The following is a 16,266-nucleotide window of genomic DNA, read 5'->3' as shown; positions in this document are numbered from 1 at the left end:
GCGCAGTGAGTCGCGCGGGCAATGCGGGGGCATGTCATGACCTACGAAGCGCTCGGTGATGAGTTCGTCGTCAACAGCACGACTGCGGGCTGGCAACGGTGGCCCAGCATTACTTACCTCACGGGGGGCGGTTATGTCGTCACTTGGCAGGACGACAGCGGCCAAGGTGGCGATACGACCGGCAGCTCGATCCGGGGTCAAATTTATGACGCCGAGGGCAGCTTGATCGGCGGCGAATTCGTGGTCAATGCGACGACCATTGGTAATCAGGCCGACCCAGCGGTCGCGGCAACTTCCGACGGCGGCTTCGTGGTCACGTGGATTGACGACAGCGGCATCGGCGGCGACGCAAGCTCGTCGAGCATCAAGGCGCGCATGTTCGGTGCTGACGGCACGCCGATCGCTGATGAATTCCTCGTCAACACGGCCACTACGAACCAGCAAATTCAGCCATCCATTGTCATGCTGGCTGACGGCCGCTTCGTTATCGCCTGGGCGGATGCGAGCGCGGATTCCGGCGATAGCCCCTACGGCATCAAGGCCCAGATCTTCGGCACCGATGGATCTCCGATCGGAACAGAGTTCCACGTCAATTCCGAGATCGCCAATTACCAGATCCAGCCGGCTATTGCCGCTCTCGCGGACGGCGGGTTCGCGATCACATGGATGCACGCGACCGGCGTGGCTGGTGCCGACTATGACGTCAGGGCGCAGGTTTACGACGCCGCGGGTGAGGAAGTTGGCGGCGAGGTCATCGTCAACGTCAACCCGACCTCGGGAGAGGCTGAGCCGACCATCGCCGGTCTTACTGGCGGCGGCTTCGTCGTCAGCTGGTCAGCACCAGCGAATGGCGACTACAGCGTTTATGGCGATCAGGCGCGAGTCTTCGACGCGAGCGGGAACGCGGTGACCGACGAATTCCTGGTCAACAGCCAGACCTCCGGCGAGCAAAGTCAGGGAGTCGTTACCGGTCTTGCCGACGGCACCTTCGTCATTGCCTTCGTCGACGGTTATCCCGGCTATTCGTACCAGATCAAAGCCCAGCAATTTGCGGCCGACGGATCGAAGCTGGGCGACGAGATTCAGGTCAATGCTGAGTACAGCGGCCAGATACGGCCCTCGATCACGACGCTGGAGAGCGGCCACTTCGTCATCAGCTGGATGAATGGATTCACTTCCGACGTGGAGGCCAGGATCTATGACGGTCCGGCGCCGGCGGAGGACACTGCAGATGCCCAGAATGACGAATTCACCACCGATGAGCTGACGCCGATCACCGGCAACGTCTTTGCCGACAATGGCAATGGGCCCGACAGCGGTGGGCCCCTCACCGTCGTGGCGGTGAACGGCGTGGCCGCTAATGTCGGCACGCAAATTACATTGCCTTCGGGCGCGTTGCTGACGCTGAACGACGACGGCAGCTTCAGTTACGATCCCAACGGGTCCTTTGAGTATACTCCCGCGCCCGAGTCCGGCGGAACCAACACACCCTCGGGCGACACCTTCTCCTATACGCTGGAGGGCGGGGACACGGCGACAGCCGTCATCACCATCAACGGCGTCGACAATAACGACACAGTGCTTGGCACCGACGAAGTCGATGTCCTCACCGGCGGCGCCGGCAACGACCTGGTGTTCGGCCTCGAGGGAGACGATTTGCTCCGCGGCCGAGCGGGTGACGATTATATCGACGGCGGCGACGGCTACGACCGGGCCGGCTATTACCACCTGAACGAAGCCGCCGGCGGCGCCCATGTGGACCTGACCATTTCAGGACCGCAGGACACCGGCAGCCAGGGCTGGGACACTCTCGTCAGCATCGAATATGTGTCTGGAACGCCCTTCGCGGACGTGCTGATCGGCGATGCAAACGACAATGTTCTTTGGGGTTCAACGGCGACCATCGATCCCGACACCAATTGGGTTTCGACCACCAACAACGACACGTTGGACGGCGGTGACGGAAACGACCTGCTGTATGTCGGCATCGGCAATCACAGCCTCACCGGCGGTGACGGCATCGACACGGTCGGCTTCACCGAGAATTTCGGCGACGATCCGGCGATCCACGTCAGCCTCGCCCTGCAGGGCACGACCCAGGATACAGGTGCGGGCCAATGGACCATTAATGGCGTCGAGAATTTGAGCGGCGGCAATGACGACGACGAGCTGACCGGCGACGATAACGCCAATATCCTGGCGGGATCGTTCGGCAACGACATTCTTCGCGGCGGCGGCGGCAATGACGCGCTCTATGGTGACGGCAGCATCGACACTGCCGCTCCCGCTTCGGGCGCGCCTACGCTGTACCCCGACCTCGGCGCGAACGGCGATGACGTGCTGGAAGGCGGGCTCGGCGACGACGAAATCTACGGCGGCGGCGGGATCGATACTGCCAGCTACGAACATGCATCGGGCGCAGTGCAGGTCGTCCTCTACAAGAATGGCGGCGGCAACGGCGATTCCACCGGCGCGGACGGCGAGGACCTGCTATCAGGAATTGAGAACCTGGTCGGATCGGCGTTCGACGACCAACTAGCCGGGAACAACCTCGACAACGTCATCAGCGGCGGCGATGGCAATGACGGGCTTCGGGGTAATGGCGGCAACGACACGCTATACGGCGGTGCCGGCAATGACTTTCTCAACGGATCGGCGGGCGACGATTATATCGACGGCGGCGACGGATACGATCGGGCGGCCTTCTTTGAGGACGCTACGCCAGCGGGCGTAACGGTCGACCTACGGTTGCAAGGCCAGGCCCAGGACACGGGCCAGGGCATGGATACGCTCGTCAACATCGAAAACGTGTCGGGCTCCGTTTACGGCGATCACCTGACAGGCGACGATGGCAACAACCAGTTATGGGGTTCAGTCGGCGGCAATGGCGGCACCAACAACGATACGCTGGACGGGCAGGGCGGCGACGACTTGCTGCAGGTGGGGATCGGCAACCATTCGCTAACTGGCGGAAGCGGCATCGACACAGTCGCGTTCACTGAGAACGGTGGGGCCGAGCCGAACATCTCTGTCAGCCTAGAGCTGCAGGGCGGTGCGCAGGACACAGGCGCCGGAAGCTGGACTCTGAACGGCATCGAAAACCTGTCGGGAGGTATCGGAAACGACGCGCTGACCGGCGATGGTGGGGCCAATGTGCTGGCCGGCAATCTTGGCGACGACCAGCTTGCAGGCGGCGGGGGCAGCGACACCCTTTACGGCGATGGCGCCATTGGGGTGAATGCGCCCGGTTCCGGCCCGATCGAGACGATCGCGGACGTGGGATCGACAGGCGGCATCGACGGCAATGATGTCCTCGACGGTGGAGCGGGCAACGACCAGATCTATGGCGGCGGCGGCATCGACACTGCCAGCTACGCTTCGGCGACGGGGAATGTTTCGGTATTCCTCTACGATGCGACCTACGGCGAGGCGTACGGGGCCAATGGCTTCGACCAGCTGTACGACATCGAAAACCTGAGCGGCTCGGCGTTCAACGACGTCCTGTACGGCAACGACGAGGGCAATGTCATTTCCGGCGGTGCGGGGCATGACGATGTCCGCGGCTTTGGCGGCAACGACCAAATCTATGGCGGCGATGGCGACGACCTTCTTTACGGCAACGCCGGCGACGATTTGCTGGACGGTGGCGCGGGATACGACCGCGTCGGCTATTTCAGCGGCGCGACGGCCGGAGTGCATGTCGACCTGAACCTGCAAGGCATCGCCCAGGACACCGGCCAGGGCATGGACACACTGGTCAATATCGAAAACGTGTCGGGCACGCAGTTCGGCGACACCTTGATCGGTGATGGTGGTGACAACGTGCTGTGGGGTTCGGCCTCCGGAAATGCCGGTGGAACCAATAACGACACACTGATCGGTAATGGCGGCAACGACCTGCTGGTCGTCGGCATCGGCAACCACAGCATAGATGGCGGCACGGGGACAGACACGTTCCGGTTCACCGAGAACGGGGCACCCGAGACAGGCATTACCTTGTCGCTGCTCCTCGCCGGCCAGGCGCAAGTAACTGCCAATGGTACCTGGACGCTCACGGGCATCGAGAACCTGTCCGGAAGCATCGCCGGGGACAATTTGACCGGCGACGGCAATGCCAATGTTCTGGCTGGCGATCTTGGCGACGACACGCTTTCCGGCGGGGCCGGGAACGACACGCTCTACGGCGACGGCCAGATCACCTGGGATGGCCACGGCACCGGCCGTTCGGGGCCGATCACCACCTATGCGGACGCGACTGGCAACTATGTTGGCGGCATCGCTGGCAATGACACGCTGGAAGGCGGCCTGGGTGACGACCTCATCAATGGTGGTGGCGGTGTCGACACGGCGAGCTACGCCAACGCGTCGGGCGCGGTGACGGTCACCCTGTTCAACAACACGACCGGCAACGGCAATTCGTCCGGCGCGGACGGAAACGACACACTCAACGGGATCGAAAACCTCACCGGCTCGGCGTTCAACGACCTGCTCAATGGCAATGCGCTTGCCAACGTCCTGACGGGCGGCGACGGCCACGACAGCCTCCGCGGCAATGGCGGTGATGATACCCTGTACGGGCAGGGCGGGGATGACTTTCTCTACGGCAACGCCGGCAACGACTATATCGACGGCGGCGATGGCTATGACCGCGCCGGCTTCTTCAGCGGGGCGACCGCGGGCGTCCACGTCGACCTGAACCTGCAGGGGATCGCCCAGGATACAGGGCAAGGCATGGATACGCTCGTCAACATCGAGCACGTCACGGGCACGTCCTTCTCCGACACGCTGATTGGCGACGAAGGCAGCAACTGGCTGGGTGGCCAGAGCGATGGGAATGCCGATACGATCATCGGCAATGGCGGTAACGACCTGATCGTCAACGGTTCGGGAAATCATAGCCTGAGCGGCGGGACAGGGTTCGACGTATTCGCCTTCCAGCCGTCGGTTGGAACCACTGGCATCAACGTCAGCCTCGCCTTGCAGGGCGGCGCGCAAGACACCGGCCAGGGCATGATGACCCTGAGCGGCTTCGAGGGGCTGTCCGGATCCGGCGGCAACGACACGCTGACCGGCGATGGCGGCGACAATGTGCTCGGCGGCGAGCTTGGCAATGATACGCTGGTCGGAGGCGCGGGCAACGACACCCTTTATGGCGACGGCTCCTATCGACCCGACACGCATGGCCTTGGCGGATCGGGACCGATCACCTTGTTCACAGATACCGGAGCGACCTTCGGCGTGCCCGACGGCAACGACCTATTGGAAGGCGGACTTGGCGACGACGCGCTCGATGGCGGCGGTGGCACCGATACGGCCAGCTATGAGCACGCGTCGGGCGCGGTCCAGGTCGACGTTGGCAGCGGCCAGTCGAGCGGCGCCGACGGCAATGACATTCTCATCAGCATCGAGAACGTCATCGGCTCGGCCTTTGCCGACGATTTGACCGGCGACGGTGGGTCAAACGTCATCGACGGGCGCGGCGGAAACGACTTTATCTCGGGCGGTGCAGGCGACGACACGATTTACGGCGGGGACGGCGACGACTTTCTGCAAGGGGACTTCGGTGAGAACAGCCTCTCCTTCACCGGTAACGACCTACTGTATGGCGGCGATGGCAACGACGGCCTGCGAGGAGGTCTCGGCAACGACCAGCTTTACGGCGGTGCCAATAACGACCTGCTGCGCGGGAATGGCGGCGTAGATTATTTCGACGGCGGGGCCGATGACGGCGAAGGTTTCAACGGAATCGGCGACCGCGTCAGCTTCTACGAGCGGCGCGCAACACAGGGCGCGGTTGCCGATCTCCGCACGGGCGTGATCTCGAACGATGGCTTTGGCAATGTCGAGACGATGGTGGGCATTGAATCGCTTGGTGCGGACACGGCCTATGCCGATACGTTCTACGGCAACGACGCTCGCAATTACCTCGCCGGCAACGTCGGTGACGGCCTCTACGGCTTCGGCGGCGACGATCTGTTCCTGACAAGCTCGGCAGCGGCCATAGTCGACGGCGGAACCGGGGTGGACCGGCTCAGCGTCACCAACCTTGGCGGATGGCTAAGGCCGGACTCGAATGGCGATGGTTTGGCCGAACTTGCTCCGGACGCAGTCAACGGCTGGACCGTAAATCTCTCGGCTGGCACGACTGTCGACGGATACGGCAATGCCGGTACCGTCACGGGGATAGAGAATGTCGATGGTAGTGTCCTTGCAGACACTTTGATCGGCGATGCGAATGCTAACGCTCTCAACGGCAGCGACGGCAACGACGTTCTCCAAGGACGCACCGGAAACGATGCGCTCGACGGGGGCGCGGGAATAGACACCGCGAGCTATGCGAATGCGTCGGGCGCGGTGACCGTGACGCTGACTGCCGGAGGTGCCGGAACGTCGAGTGGCGCCGACGGCAATGATACGCTGTCCAACATCGAAAATCTCACCGGAGGCGCATTCAACGATGTGTTGAACGGCAATAACGATGCCAATACGCTCGATGGCGGTGGCGGCCACGACAAATTGTCGGGCGCAGGCGGCAACGACACCCTGCTCGGCGGCAATGGAGATGATACGCTCACGGGCGGGGCCGGCAACGATGTCATCAATGGCGGGGCGGGATATGACCGCGCGAATTATTTCGGTGCGACGACAGGTGTCACCGTTAGCCTGGCAATCGCTGGCGCCCAGAACACGGTTGGCGCCGGGACTGACACACTGATCGACGTCGAGAACCTGACCGGCACCCAATATTCCGACACGCTGATCGGGAACGCTAACGACAATTGGTTGTGGGGTTTCGCGACGACCGCAGGCACCGTCAATAACGACACCCTGGACGGCGGAGGCGGCAACGACCTGCTCTGGGCCGGCAACGGCAACATGACGTTGATCGGCGGAACCGGCAACGACACGGTCATGTACAACCAGAACTTCTCCGGCGACGTCGCTGTGAAGATCAGCCTGGCAGTCGCGGGTGCGCAGAACACGGGGCAGGGCACATGGACGTTGACCGGGATCGAGAACCTGGTCGGAGGCACGGCGAACGACACGCTGACAGGTGATGGCAATGCCAACATCCTGGCCGGCGGGGCGGGCACGGACACGATCGACGGTGGTGCCGGGAATGACACGATCTACGGCGATGGCGAGATTACATTCGACGACCACGGCACGGGTGGGTCCGGGCCGATCATCATTGTCCCTGACGCGGTCGCGACCTACGGCGGCGTCGCCGGTGCGGATATCCTGAGCGGCGGCGACGGCGACGACTTCATCTATGGCGGGGCCGGCAACGACGTCATCAAGGGCGATAAGGACAACGACACGCTCTATGGCGGAACCGGCAACGACACGCTGACGGGCGGCAATGGCAACGACCGTTATGTTATCGAGGCAAATTCGGGCGCGGACACGATCTCTGGATTTGCCCACCTGGTCGACAAGATCGTCTTCGACGATTCTAGCGGGGTCACCTCGTACGCGCAGCTCACGCTAACCAAGGTGGGATCCAACACTTTGGTCAGCTGGGGCAACGGCAACAGCATCACGCTAACAGGCCTTAAGCCGACGGATCTGTCGGCAGCCGACTTCCAGTTCAACCCGGCAGCCGCCGGATATGAGCATGTGAACCACAGCTTCTCGACAGACTATGCGACGCCTCATGACATCTTCCTGTGATTGTCGGAGACCGGGTTGATGGCCCGACCGCAATGGATGGGTGACTTCATGCCGAGCGCTGGCCTATTCTGGTGGCGTCGATGAAGGTTGTGGAAATCAGGCTCCCGCGTGATTTCGAGGAGGCGCTCGCCGTCGCCAAACCCTATTTTACAGCAGCCCTCTCGTTCAGTTTCTTTATCAACCTGCTGTACCTCGCGCCCTCGATCTACATGCTCCAGATCTATGATCGCGTGGTTCCGACCGGCGGCAAGATTACCCTGCTCTTTGTGACGATCGCACTTGCGGTTGCCCTTGGGGCCATGGCCCTTCTGGACCTTGTGCGTAACCGCCTGCTGGTGCGTGCGAGCGCAAGGTTCGATAGCCTGCTGGCCGACAAGATTCTGAAGCGTTCCATGGCTGGGCACGGCTCTCTCGGGAGCACGCAGGCCATGCGCGACTTTGACACATTGCGGAACGCAATGGCGAGCCCGGCCGCGGGAGCGATGCTCGATGTCCCGTGGGCTCCAATCTACATCATTGTCGCCTTCCTGTTCCATTTCTGGCTTGGCATTTTCGCCGTCTTTTCGATCGCTCTTCTGCTGGTCATCGCCTGGCGGAACCAGAAGGCGACGCGGAGCGCCGTAGAACGGTCCAACCAGGCCTTTTCGGCCGCCCATGCTGCCCAGCAATCCGCAGCGCTCCACGGCGAAGTCATCCGCGCCCTCGGGATGACTGGTGCGATGGTCCAGCGCCAGCAAATGCAACGGGCAGTGGCGCTGCGCGATTCTATCGGCGCGCAGATCACCGGCGGGCAGTTCACCGCGCTCACCAAATTCACGCGGATGTTCGTTCAATCGTGCGCGCTTGGTCTTGGTGCGCTGCTTGCTGTTGCCGGCGAGATCTCAAATGGATCGATCATTGCCGCCTCCATTCTCCTTAGCCGCGCGCTTCAGCCCGCGGAGGCCGTCATTTCCGGTTGGGGCACCATCGCCAACGGAAAAGCCGCCGCCGACCGGCTGTTCGATTTCTACGAGCGGGCAGGCGAAGCCGAGCGTATTCGGACCAGCCTTCCACCGCCTGAAGGTCGAATAGAAGTCGAACAGGTCGGCCTGCGCGGTTCTGGCGGACAGCCGATATTGTTCGGAATAAGCCTGACGCTTGAGCCTGGTGAAGTCCTGGGAGTGATTGGCCCAAGCGGCGCCGGCAAGACCAGCCTCGCGAAACTCGTGTGCGGCGCACTTGCACCCGATGCAGGAACAATCCGCATCGATGGGGCGCAGTTCTCGGATTGGGACCAGGACAAACTCTGCCGCCACATCGGCTACCTGCCGCAGGAGCCAAGTCTTTTTGAGGGCACCGTCAAGGATAACATCTCCCGCTTCACCGCTTGGGGCGATAGCGCGGACGGTGACACTGACGATAAGGCGATCGCGGCAGCGAAGGCTGCCGGCGTTCACGAGCTGATCCTTCACCTGCCGCAGGGCTACGATACTTTCCTGGGACCGATGACCGGCGGTCTCTCCGCGGGCCAGGCGCAGCGCGTGGCACTGGCCCGCGCGCTTTACGATAATCCCGCGATCCTCGTGCTCGACGAGCCAAACAGCTTTTTGGACGCGGACGGGGAGGCCGCGCTGATGAGCGCCATGACGGCAGCCCGCGGCCGTCGTGCGGCAATCATGGTTGCTGCTCATCGCAAGACGATACTCACCTGCGCCGACAGGCTGCTGGTGCTCGATGCGGGGCGAATGAAACTTTTGGGCCCGACAAGAGAAGTAGCGGCGCGTCTTGCCGGACCCGCGGAGCGGACGGAGAGCGCGGCATGAACGACCTCGTGCTTGCGGGCCGCCAGGCACTCGTCCAGGCCGCCGAGCTTCAGAACCCCCGTCGAGACCTACGATTTGGAATCGTCGTCACGGGAATTTTCTTCGTCATCCTGTTGGGCGGCGCTGCCCTTGCCCCGCTTGATGCCGGGGTCCGTGCCGCCGGCACCATCGCCGTCTCGGGAAATAGCCAGGCCGTGCAGCATAGAGACGGAGGAGTGGTCACCGCCATTCACGTCCGCGAGGGTCAGAAGGTGCAGCAGGGACAGCTGCTCGTGGAAATGGCAGCTCCGGAACTGACTGCCTCCGAGCGCGCCCTGACGAGTGACTATCTGACACTGCTTGCCCAGCGGGCGAGGCTGATGGCCGAACGTGCTGGAATGGGCAGTTTCCAGCCTCCAATCGAATTCAGATCTCTTACCGGCGAAGACCGGGAGCTGGCGGACCAGGCGATCGCACTTCAGCAATCGCAGATGCACGCGCGGTACCGCTCGTTGAGCGATAAGCAGTCCGTGCTTGGCCAGCGGTCCGCCCAGCTCAGCGAACAGAAGAGTGGCTTTCAGGCAAGGCGTGAATCAATCCGGGAGCAGAAGCGGCTGATCTCCGAAGAGCTTGCCGGCCTGAAGGAGGTTGCAGCCAAGGGCTTTGTCTCGACCAGCAGAATTCGGGCCATGGAGCGCGCGGAAGCCGATCTTCGCGGGCAAGAAGCCGCCATGACCGCCGAAATGGCCAAGGCGGGCGAAGGGATGGGCGAGACCCGTATGCAGGCGCTCTCAATGAGAAGCTCCACTCAGGCGGATATCGCCCAGGAGCTGCGTGAAACACAGTCGCGCCTGTCGGAAACGCTGCCCAAGCTAGTGGCCGCGCGCGAGCAATTACAGCGCAACAGGATACGGGCTCCGGCCACAGGCCAGGTCGTGGGCCTGGCGGTATTCACCGTGGGAGGGGTCGTTGCTCCCGGCCAGACGCTGATGGAAGTCGTGCCAGACAGAAAGGCATTAGTTGTCCGGGCCCAGGTAAGCCCCGGCGACGCCGACGATTTGTATGTCGGCCAAACCGCGCAGGTGCGTTTCTCAAGTATCCACGACCGCACGGTCCCGCTGGTGGAAGCCAGGGTGAAAACCGTTTCAGCCGACAGCTTCCGCGACGAGAAGTCCGGAGTTTCCTATTTCATCGCCGAGGTCGAGGTTCCCCGGGGCGAAATGGACGCAGTCCGCCGCCATCTCGGTCGCGGCCAGCTTCGGCCAGGACTTCCGGTCGAAGTGATCATGGCGGTCCGCAAGCGCACAGCGCTGCAATATCTGCTGGAACCGCTGACGGCGAACTTCTGGCGTGCGCTACGGGAGCAGTGACCTCTTAAACGTCCGGAATGGGTGGGTTGAACCTTGAAGCGAGCAATCAAGCCTGGTGAATGGCTTTCACCACTTGATACGACTCCAGCCCCTCCTTGCCGCCTTCGGAGCCGAAACCTGAGTCCTTCACCCCGCCGAACGGTGCGTCGGCGACGGAGATGGCGAAGGTGTTGATGCCAACCATCCCGCTTTCGACGAGGTCGCCGATCAGGTTCGCGCGGCGGCCGTTTTCGGTGAAGGCGAAGGCGGCGAGGCCGAAGGGCAGGCGGTTGGCCTGCTCGATGGCTTCATCGAAGGTGTCGAAGGCGCGGGTGACGGCGACCGGGCCGAACGGCTCGTCATTCATGATGTCGGCGCTGTTCGGGACATCGGCGAGCAAAGTCGGCTGGAAGAAGAAACCCTGATCGCCCTTTTCGCCGCCGGCGAGGACGCGGGCGCCCTTGGCGCGGGCATCCTCGATCAGCGCGCCGACCGCGTCGGGGCGGCGGCCGTTGGCGAGCGGGCCCATCTTCGTGTCCGCGTCGAGGCCATTGCCAGTCTTCACCTTGGCGGTGCGCTCGGCGAAACCCTTCAGGAAGGCATCGTAAATGCCGCTCTGGACGTAGAAGCGGGTCGGCGAGACGCAGACCTGGCCGGCGTTCCGGAACTTCTGGGGCACGACCATGTCGAGCGTCTTTTCAAGGTCGCAATCGTCGAAGATCAGGACGGGCGCGTGGCCGCCAAGCTCCATGGTGATGCGCGTCATGCTGTCGGCGGCGAGGCGCATGAGGTGCTTGCCGACGTTGGTCGAGCCGGTGAAGCTGACCTTGCGGATGACCGGCGAGGCGATGAGCGTCGTGCTGATGAGATTCGCATCGCCGTGGACCAATTGTGCGACGCCGGCAGGTATGCCGGCGTCGTGGAGCGCGCGGAACAGTTCGGTCGCGCAACCCGGCGTCTCGTGCGGCGGACGGGAGATGACGGTGCAGCCGGCGGCGAGCGACGCCGCAACCTTCTTCGCCAGCAGATAGATGGGGAAATTCCACGGGCTGAACGTCGCGGTCGGGCCGACCGGCTGGCGGATGACGCGGCTCAATTGGCCGGCGGGGCGGACCAGGGTGCGGCCATAGTCGCGCTTGACCTCCTCGGCATACCAATCGAACAATTGCGCGCTGCCGAGCACTTCGAGCTTCGCCTCGGCGAGGATCTTGCCCTGCTCCTGCGTCAGGATGGCGCCGATATGGTCGACGCGTTCCCGCAATAGCGAAGCGGTCTTGTGGAGGATCGCCGAGCGCTTCTCGACATCGGTGGATCGCCATTCCGGCCAGGCCCGGCCAGAGGCAGCGATCGCCTCTTCAAGGTCGGCGGCGGTCGCGTAAGGCACTTCGGCAATGCCGCTGCCGGTGACCGGGTCGATGACGGTGTGGGCGTCGCGGCCTTCGCCGGATTTCCAGACGCCGTCGATGAAAAGCTTGAGGTCGGCTTCGTATCCCATTGCAGCCAGATAGGCCTCGCTTGAAGCTGCTGCAACGGGCGGGTAATCGCGGGCAAACAACAGGAGAGAGGCATGACCAAGCAGGAACTCGTTGCACGGATGCAGGAGGGCAATGCCTGGATCCCGGGCAAGCGCGTGAAGCTGGACTTCGGCAGCGAGGGCGCGATCATGCTCGACGGCGCGGCCGGCGCGGTCAGCGAAGAGGCCGGCGATGCCGACACCACCATCAAGATCAACTGGGACGATTGGCAGGCGATGGCCGGCGGCCAGCTTGACGGGATGACCGCATTCATGACGGGCAAGCTGAAGGTCGAAGGCGACATGGGTAACGCCATGCAATTGCAGGGCGTGCTGGCAAAGCTGCGCGGGTGATGCGCGGGGCCCTGTTCGCGGCCGCTGCGGCACTGGCAGCGTCTGGCGCTTCTGCGCAGGCATCCGATCCCCGCACGCCGGCGGTGCTGGCGGCGATCCATGCGCAGCTCGGCCAGGACGGGTTCGGGCCGAACGCCCAATATGCCATCGCCTTTTCGGACCTGAACGACGATCATCATCCGGAGGCGATCGTGCATATCGGCGGGCCGAACTTCTGCGGGTCGGGCGGCTGCACGACGTTCGTTTTGACCGAGACGGAGGCGGGGTGGCTGCCGCTCGGGCGGATCACGGTCAGCCGCCTGCCGATCTACCGACTGCCGGTCCATCACGGTGGCTGGTTCGACCTTGGCGTCTATGTCAGCGGCGGCGGCGCGCAGCCCGGCGTGCGCGCTCTTCGATATGAAGGCACCAAATACCGGTCGAACCCGTCCAAGGGCGAAGTCGTGTGGCGGCTGCCGTCGGAGGCAACACTGCTGATGCCGGCGACGAGCGAGTTCATCCCGATCGGTCAATAGGATGAACAAGCCAGGGGAGAGTGATCTGGGTAGGCTGCTGGCCGACCTGAGGCCCGCGCTTGCGGACGAGCGATATACATTTGAAGCGACGGATCGAGCGGTCCTCGACCCGGGGATATTTGCCCTCGTTCGCGAAAAGGAGGGCCTGACCGCAATTCGAGCCGACCCGGCCGGGGAATGGGCGCGCATCAGCCTGGAGGTGCATTCCAGCCTTGAGGCGGTCGGATTGACGTCGGCCATCTCCGCGATCCTCGCTGGAGCCGGTATCAGCGCAAATGTGGTTGCCGCGCTTCATCACGATCACATTTTCGTGCAATGGAGCCGCCGAGAGGATGCGTTGAGAGCCCTCAATTCCCTTGCTTGACCGCTGGTCAGCGTGACGGCAGAGCCTCGCGCAAGGAGACGCGGATGCAAAAGATCTATCCCAATGCCGAGGCGGCGCTTGAAGGGCTGCTGTTCGACGGCATGCTGATTGCCGCCGGGGGCTTTGGCCTTTGCGGCATTCCCGAACGGTTGATCGACGCCATCCAGGCGAGCGGCGTCAAGGATCTGACCATCGCGTCGAACAATGCCGGCATCGACAATGAAGGCCTCGGCAAGCTGCTGCGTACGCGGCAGGTGAAGAAGATGATCGCGTCCTACGTCGGCGAGAACAAGGAGTTCGAGCGGCAGTATCTGGCCGGCGAGCTGGAGGTCGAGTTTACGCCGCAGGGCACGCTCGCCGAGCGCATGCGCGCCGGCGGCGCAGGGATTCCCGGCTTCTACACCAAGACCGGCGTCGGGACGCAGGTCGCCGAGGGCAAGGAAGTGAAGACTTTCGACGGTGACGACTTCATCCTCGAACGCGGCATCCGCGCCGACCTCGCCATCATCAAGGGCTGGAAGGCGGACGAAAGCGGCAACCTCGTCTTTCGCAAGACGGCCCGCAACTTCAACCAGCCGGCGGCGACCAGCGGCAAGGTCTGCGTCGCCGAGGTCGAGGAAATCGTGCCGGTCGGCAGCCTCGATCCCGACAGCATCCACTTGCCGTCGATCTACGTGAAGCGCCTTATCCTCGGCGCGCCCTACGACAAGAAGATCGAGTTCCGGACCGTGCGCGAGAGGGAGGCGGCATAATGGCCACGCAAGTCGAAGCGAAGGGCTGGGATCGCAACCAGATGGCGGCGCGCGCGGCCAAGGAGCTAAAGGACGGCTATTACGTCAACCTCGGTATCGGCATTCCGACGCTGGTCGCAAACAATATACCCCAAGGCATGACCGTCACGCTGCAGAGCGAGAACGGCATGCTCGGCATCGGGCCGTTTCCCTATGACGACCAGGTCGACCCGGACCTGATCAACGCCGGCAAGCAGACGATCAGCGAGCTTCCGAACACCTCCTATTTTTCCTCGGCCGACAGCTTCGCCATGATCCGCGGCGGGCATATCGACCTTGCCGTGCTCGGCGGCATGGAAGTCAGCGAGACGGGCGACCTCGCCAACTGGATGGTGCCCGGCAAGATGATCAAGGGCATGGGCGGCGCCATGGACCTCGTCGCCGGCGTCAAGAAGATCATCGTCGTCATGGAACACACCTCCAAGAACGGCGACCCGAAGTTCATCCCGGAATGCACTCTGCCGCTGACTGGCAAGAACGTCATCGACATGATCATCACCGACCTCGCCGTTTTCCAGCGGCCGGACCACGATAGCCCGTTCAGGCTGATCGAGACGGCGCCGGGCGTGAGCTCGCAGGAAATCCGGGAAAAAACGACAGCACATTACGTGGAATAGGAGAGTGAGTATGCTGCGGACGGTTGGGCTTGTCGCGTTGCTGCTGGCCGGATGCACTGCATCCGCGCCTGAGGCGGCCAATCAGTCGAGCCAAGCGGAGGCGAGTAACATCCTTACTTCGGCCGCGCCTGCGAGCGTAAGCTTAACGCTCACCCGCCTCGACTGCGGGCATGCCGAGTTCAAGGACATGAACGGCTTCTTCTCCGACAAGCCGGGCGTCTACCCGCCGGGTCCGGGCAAGGTCACCGACAGCTGCTATTTGATCCGTCACAGCAAGGACGTGATGGTGTGGGACACGGGCCTCCCCGCCGCGAGCAAGGACAAGCCGATGGTCCAGGACAATATGTCCGGCGGCATCACCGTCACTTTGGCCTATCAGCTGGCTGAGCTCGGCATCAAGCCGACCGACGTCACCGCCCTCGGTATCAGCCATGAGCATGGCGACCACACCGGCCAGGCAGCGCAATTCACCAACGCCCGATTGATCATAGGCAAGGGCGACTTCGAGCAGCTTGGGGGTAAGCCCGACGACCCGTTCCTGGGCTGGCGCGGGCAGGGCGCGAAGGTGACCCTCGCCACAGCAGACACCGACATCTTCGGCGACGGCAGCGTCATCGCGCTGCACCTGCCGGGGCACACGCCGGATCATTTGGGTCTGCTGGTCAAGCTGAAGAGCGGGCCGGTGATCCTCAGCGGCGACACCTATCACACCCAAATCGCTCGCGAGAACAAGTCGGTGCCCGGGTTCAACACCGACCGCGCGGAATCGGTGAAGTCGATGGAGCGACTGGAGCAAATCGTCGCGGAGACCCATGCCAAGCTGATCATCCAGCACGAGCCGAACGACATCGCCAAGCTTCCGGTCTTCCCCAAGGCGGCGGAGTGATCCTTTCGTTGGCGCTGGCGGCGATGGTCGCGGCAGCGCCGCCCGGCTGCGCCGACCACTGGACCGTGACGCTCGACGCCGAAAGTTTCACGCACAATGGCGCCGGCAAGACCTTCAGTGCGCCGAAGCTCGCCCTCTTCCGGGACAAGGTCGACGCCAAGCTGAAGGCCGTGGTCGACGCAGCGTGCCGCAACGGCGAGATCTCGCCGGCCCAAGCCAAGGCCATCCGCCGCGTCAGGGTCGCAAGCGCCAGCGGCGCGACGGAACCGCACCTCTATTCGCCTGAAAAAGGCGAACTCACCCTGGAATGGGTGTTCGCCGAGGAAGGCCTGGGCCTGCCCGGCGCGAAGGAGATTTTGGACGGGGCATCCTGTTGGCTGAAGCCGGACGGCGACGCCTGCGCCGCGGAGGGGGATTGAGAA

Annotated in this window: 11 protein-coding genes; 10 read left to right on the top strand and 1 reads right to left on the bottom strand. The window is 63.3% G+C overall.

Annotated elements, in window-relative coordinates; translation table 11 throughout:
* Positions 1–36: 36 nt before the first annotated feature.
* From LZ536_RS11590 to LZ536_RS11580, 3 genes are all read left to right on the top strand, one after another.
* Complete coding sequence (locus LZ536_RS11590; protein ID WP_249848943.1) at positions 37–7,674, top strand: hypothetical protein; 7,638 nt, start codon at positions 37–39, stop codon at positions 7,672–7,674.
* An 80-nt stretch (positions 7,675–7,754) separates the two neighbouring features.
* Positions 7,755–9,476: a type I secretion system permease/ATPase gene (locus LZ536_RS11585; RefSeq protein ID WP_249849221.1), complete on the top strand. Its 1,722-nt coding sequence runs from the start codon at positions 7,755–7,757 to the stop codon at positions 9,474–9,476.
* Positions 9,473–10,825, top strand: coding sequence for an HlyD family type I secretion periplasmic adaptor subunit (locus tag LZ536_RS11580; RefSeq protein ID WP_249848942.1), 1,353 nt, complete (start codon positions 9,473–9,475; stop codon positions 10,823–10,825). Before LZ536_RS11585 ends, LZ536_RS11580 begins: the two co-directional genes overlap by 4 nt.
* A 46-nt stretch (positions 10,826–10,871) precedes the next feature.
* Here the strand turns inward: LZ536_RS11580 and LZ536_RS11575 are convergent, their stop codons facing one another.
* A complete protein-coding gene (locus LZ536_RS11575) occupies positions 10,872–12,299 on the bottom strand; it encodes an NAD-dependent succinate-semialdehyde dehydrogenase (RefSeq protein WP_249848941.1) in 1,428 nt (475 codons plus the stop codon).
* 72 nt (positions 12,300–12,371) lie between these two features.
* On the opposite strand from LZ536_RS11575, the gene LZ536_RS11570 reads away from it, so the two are divergent.
* From LZ536_RS11570 to LZ536_RS11540, 7 genes are read left to right on the top strand one after another with little or no spacing between them, the layout of a single operon-like run.
* The gene (locus LZ536_RS11570; protein ID WP_249848940.1) at positions 12,372–12,671 is read left to right on the top strand and encodes an SCP2 sterol-binding domain-containing protein; all 300 of its coding nucleotides are present in this window, start codon (positions 12,372–12,374) and stop codon (positions 12,669–12,671) included.
* Positions 12,671–13,186 carry a hypothetical protein gene (locus tag LZ536_RS11565; RefSeq protein ID WP_489146319.1) on the top strand — a complete coding sequence of 172 codons (516 nt, stop codon included), beginning with the start codon at positions 12,671–12,673 and terminating at the stop codon, positions 13,184–13,186. The genes LZ536_RS11570 and LZ536_RS11565 overlap by 1 nt, the downstream gene beginning before the upstream one ends.
* Position 13,187: 1 nt before the next feature.
* Positions 13,188–13,550 carry an ACT domain-containing protein gene (locus LZ536_RS11560; protein WP_249848938.1) on the top strand — a complete coding sequence of 121 codons (363 nt, stop codon included), beginning with the start codon at positions 13,188–13,190 and terminating at the stop codon, positions 13,548–13,550.
* Between the two features lie 44 nt (positions 13,551–13,594).
* Positions 13,595–14,302: a CoA transferase subunit A gene (locus tag LZ536_RS11555; RefSeq protein WP_249848937.1), complete on the top strand. Its 708-nt coding sequence runs from the start codon at positions 13,595–13,597 to the stop codon at positions 14,300–14,302.
* Entirely contained in the window at positions 14,302–14,958 is a 657-nt protein-coding gene (locus LZ536_RS11550; RefSeq protein WP_249848936.1) for a CoA transferase subunit B, read from the top strand. Before LZ536_RS11555 ends, LZ536_RS11550 begins: the two co-directional genes overlap by 1 nt.
* A gap of 10 nt (positions 14,959–14,968) precedes the next feature.
* Positions 14,969–15,844, top strand: coding sequence for an N-acyl homoserine lactonase family protein (locus LZ536_RS11545; protein WP_249848935.1), 876 nt, complete (start codon positions 14,969–14,971; stop codon positions 15,842–15,844).
* Positions 15,841–16,263, top strand: a complete 423-nt coding sequence (locus LZ536_RS11540) for a hypothetical protein (RefSeq protein WP_249848934.1) — start codon at positions 15,841–15,843, stop codon at positions 16,261–16,263. Before LZ536_RS11545 ends, LZ536_RS11540 begins: the two co-directional genes overlap by 4 nt.
* The last annotated feature ends 3 nt before the right edge of the window (positions 16,264–16,266 follow it).

The sequence above is a fragment of the Sphingomonas alba genome (genome assembly GCF_023516555.1).
Lineage (GTDB): Bacteria > Pseudomonadota > Alphaproteobacteria > Sphingomonadales > Sphingomonadaceae > Sphingomicrobium > Sphingomicrobium album.
The sequence above is the reverse complement of the archived record's forward strand: the minus strand, read 5'-3'. Positions and strand labels throughout refer to the sequence as shown.

Coding starts and splice junctions, on each gene's coding strand:
- LZ536_RS11590 (WP_249848943.1), top strand. CDS start 37: ATGACCTACGAAGCGCTCGGTGATGAGTTCGTCGTCAACAGCACGACT.
- LZ536_RS11570 (WP_249848940.1), top strand. CDS start 12,372: ATGACCAAGCAGGAACTCGTTGCACGGATGCAGGAGGGCAATGCCTGG.
- LZ536_RS11555 (WP_249848937.1), top strand. CDS start 13,595: ATGCAAAAGATCTATCCCAATGCCGAGGCGGCGCTTGAAGGGCTGCTG.
- LZ536_RS11545 (WP_249848935.1), top strand. CDS start 14,969: ATGCTGCGGACGGTTGGGCTTGTCGCGTTGCTGCTGGCCGGATGCACT.
- LZ536_RS11575 (WP_249848941.1), bottom strand. CDS start 12,299: ATGGGATACGAAGCCGACCTCAAGCTTTTCATCGACGGCGTCTGGAAA.
- LZ536_RS11585 (WP_249849221.1), top strand. CDS start 7,755: ATGAAGGTTGTGGAAATCAGGCTCCCGCGTGATTTCGAGGAGGCGCTC.
- LZ536_RS11565 (WP_489146319.1), top strand. CDS start 12,671: ATGCGCGGGGCCCTGTTCGCGGCCGCTGCGGCACTGGCAGCGTCTGGC.
- LZ536_RS11580 (WP_249848942.1), top strand. CDS start 9,473: ATGAACGACCTCGTGCTTGCGGGCCGCCAGGCACTCGTCCAGGCCGCC.
- LZ536_RS11550 (WP_249848936.1), top strand. CDS start 14,302: ATGGCCACGCAAGTCGAAGCGAAGGGCTGGGATCGCAACCAGATGGCG.
- LZ536_RS11560 (WP_249848938.1), top strand. CDS start 13,188: ATGAACAAGCCAGGGGAGAGTGATCTGGGTAGGCTGCTGGCCGACCTG.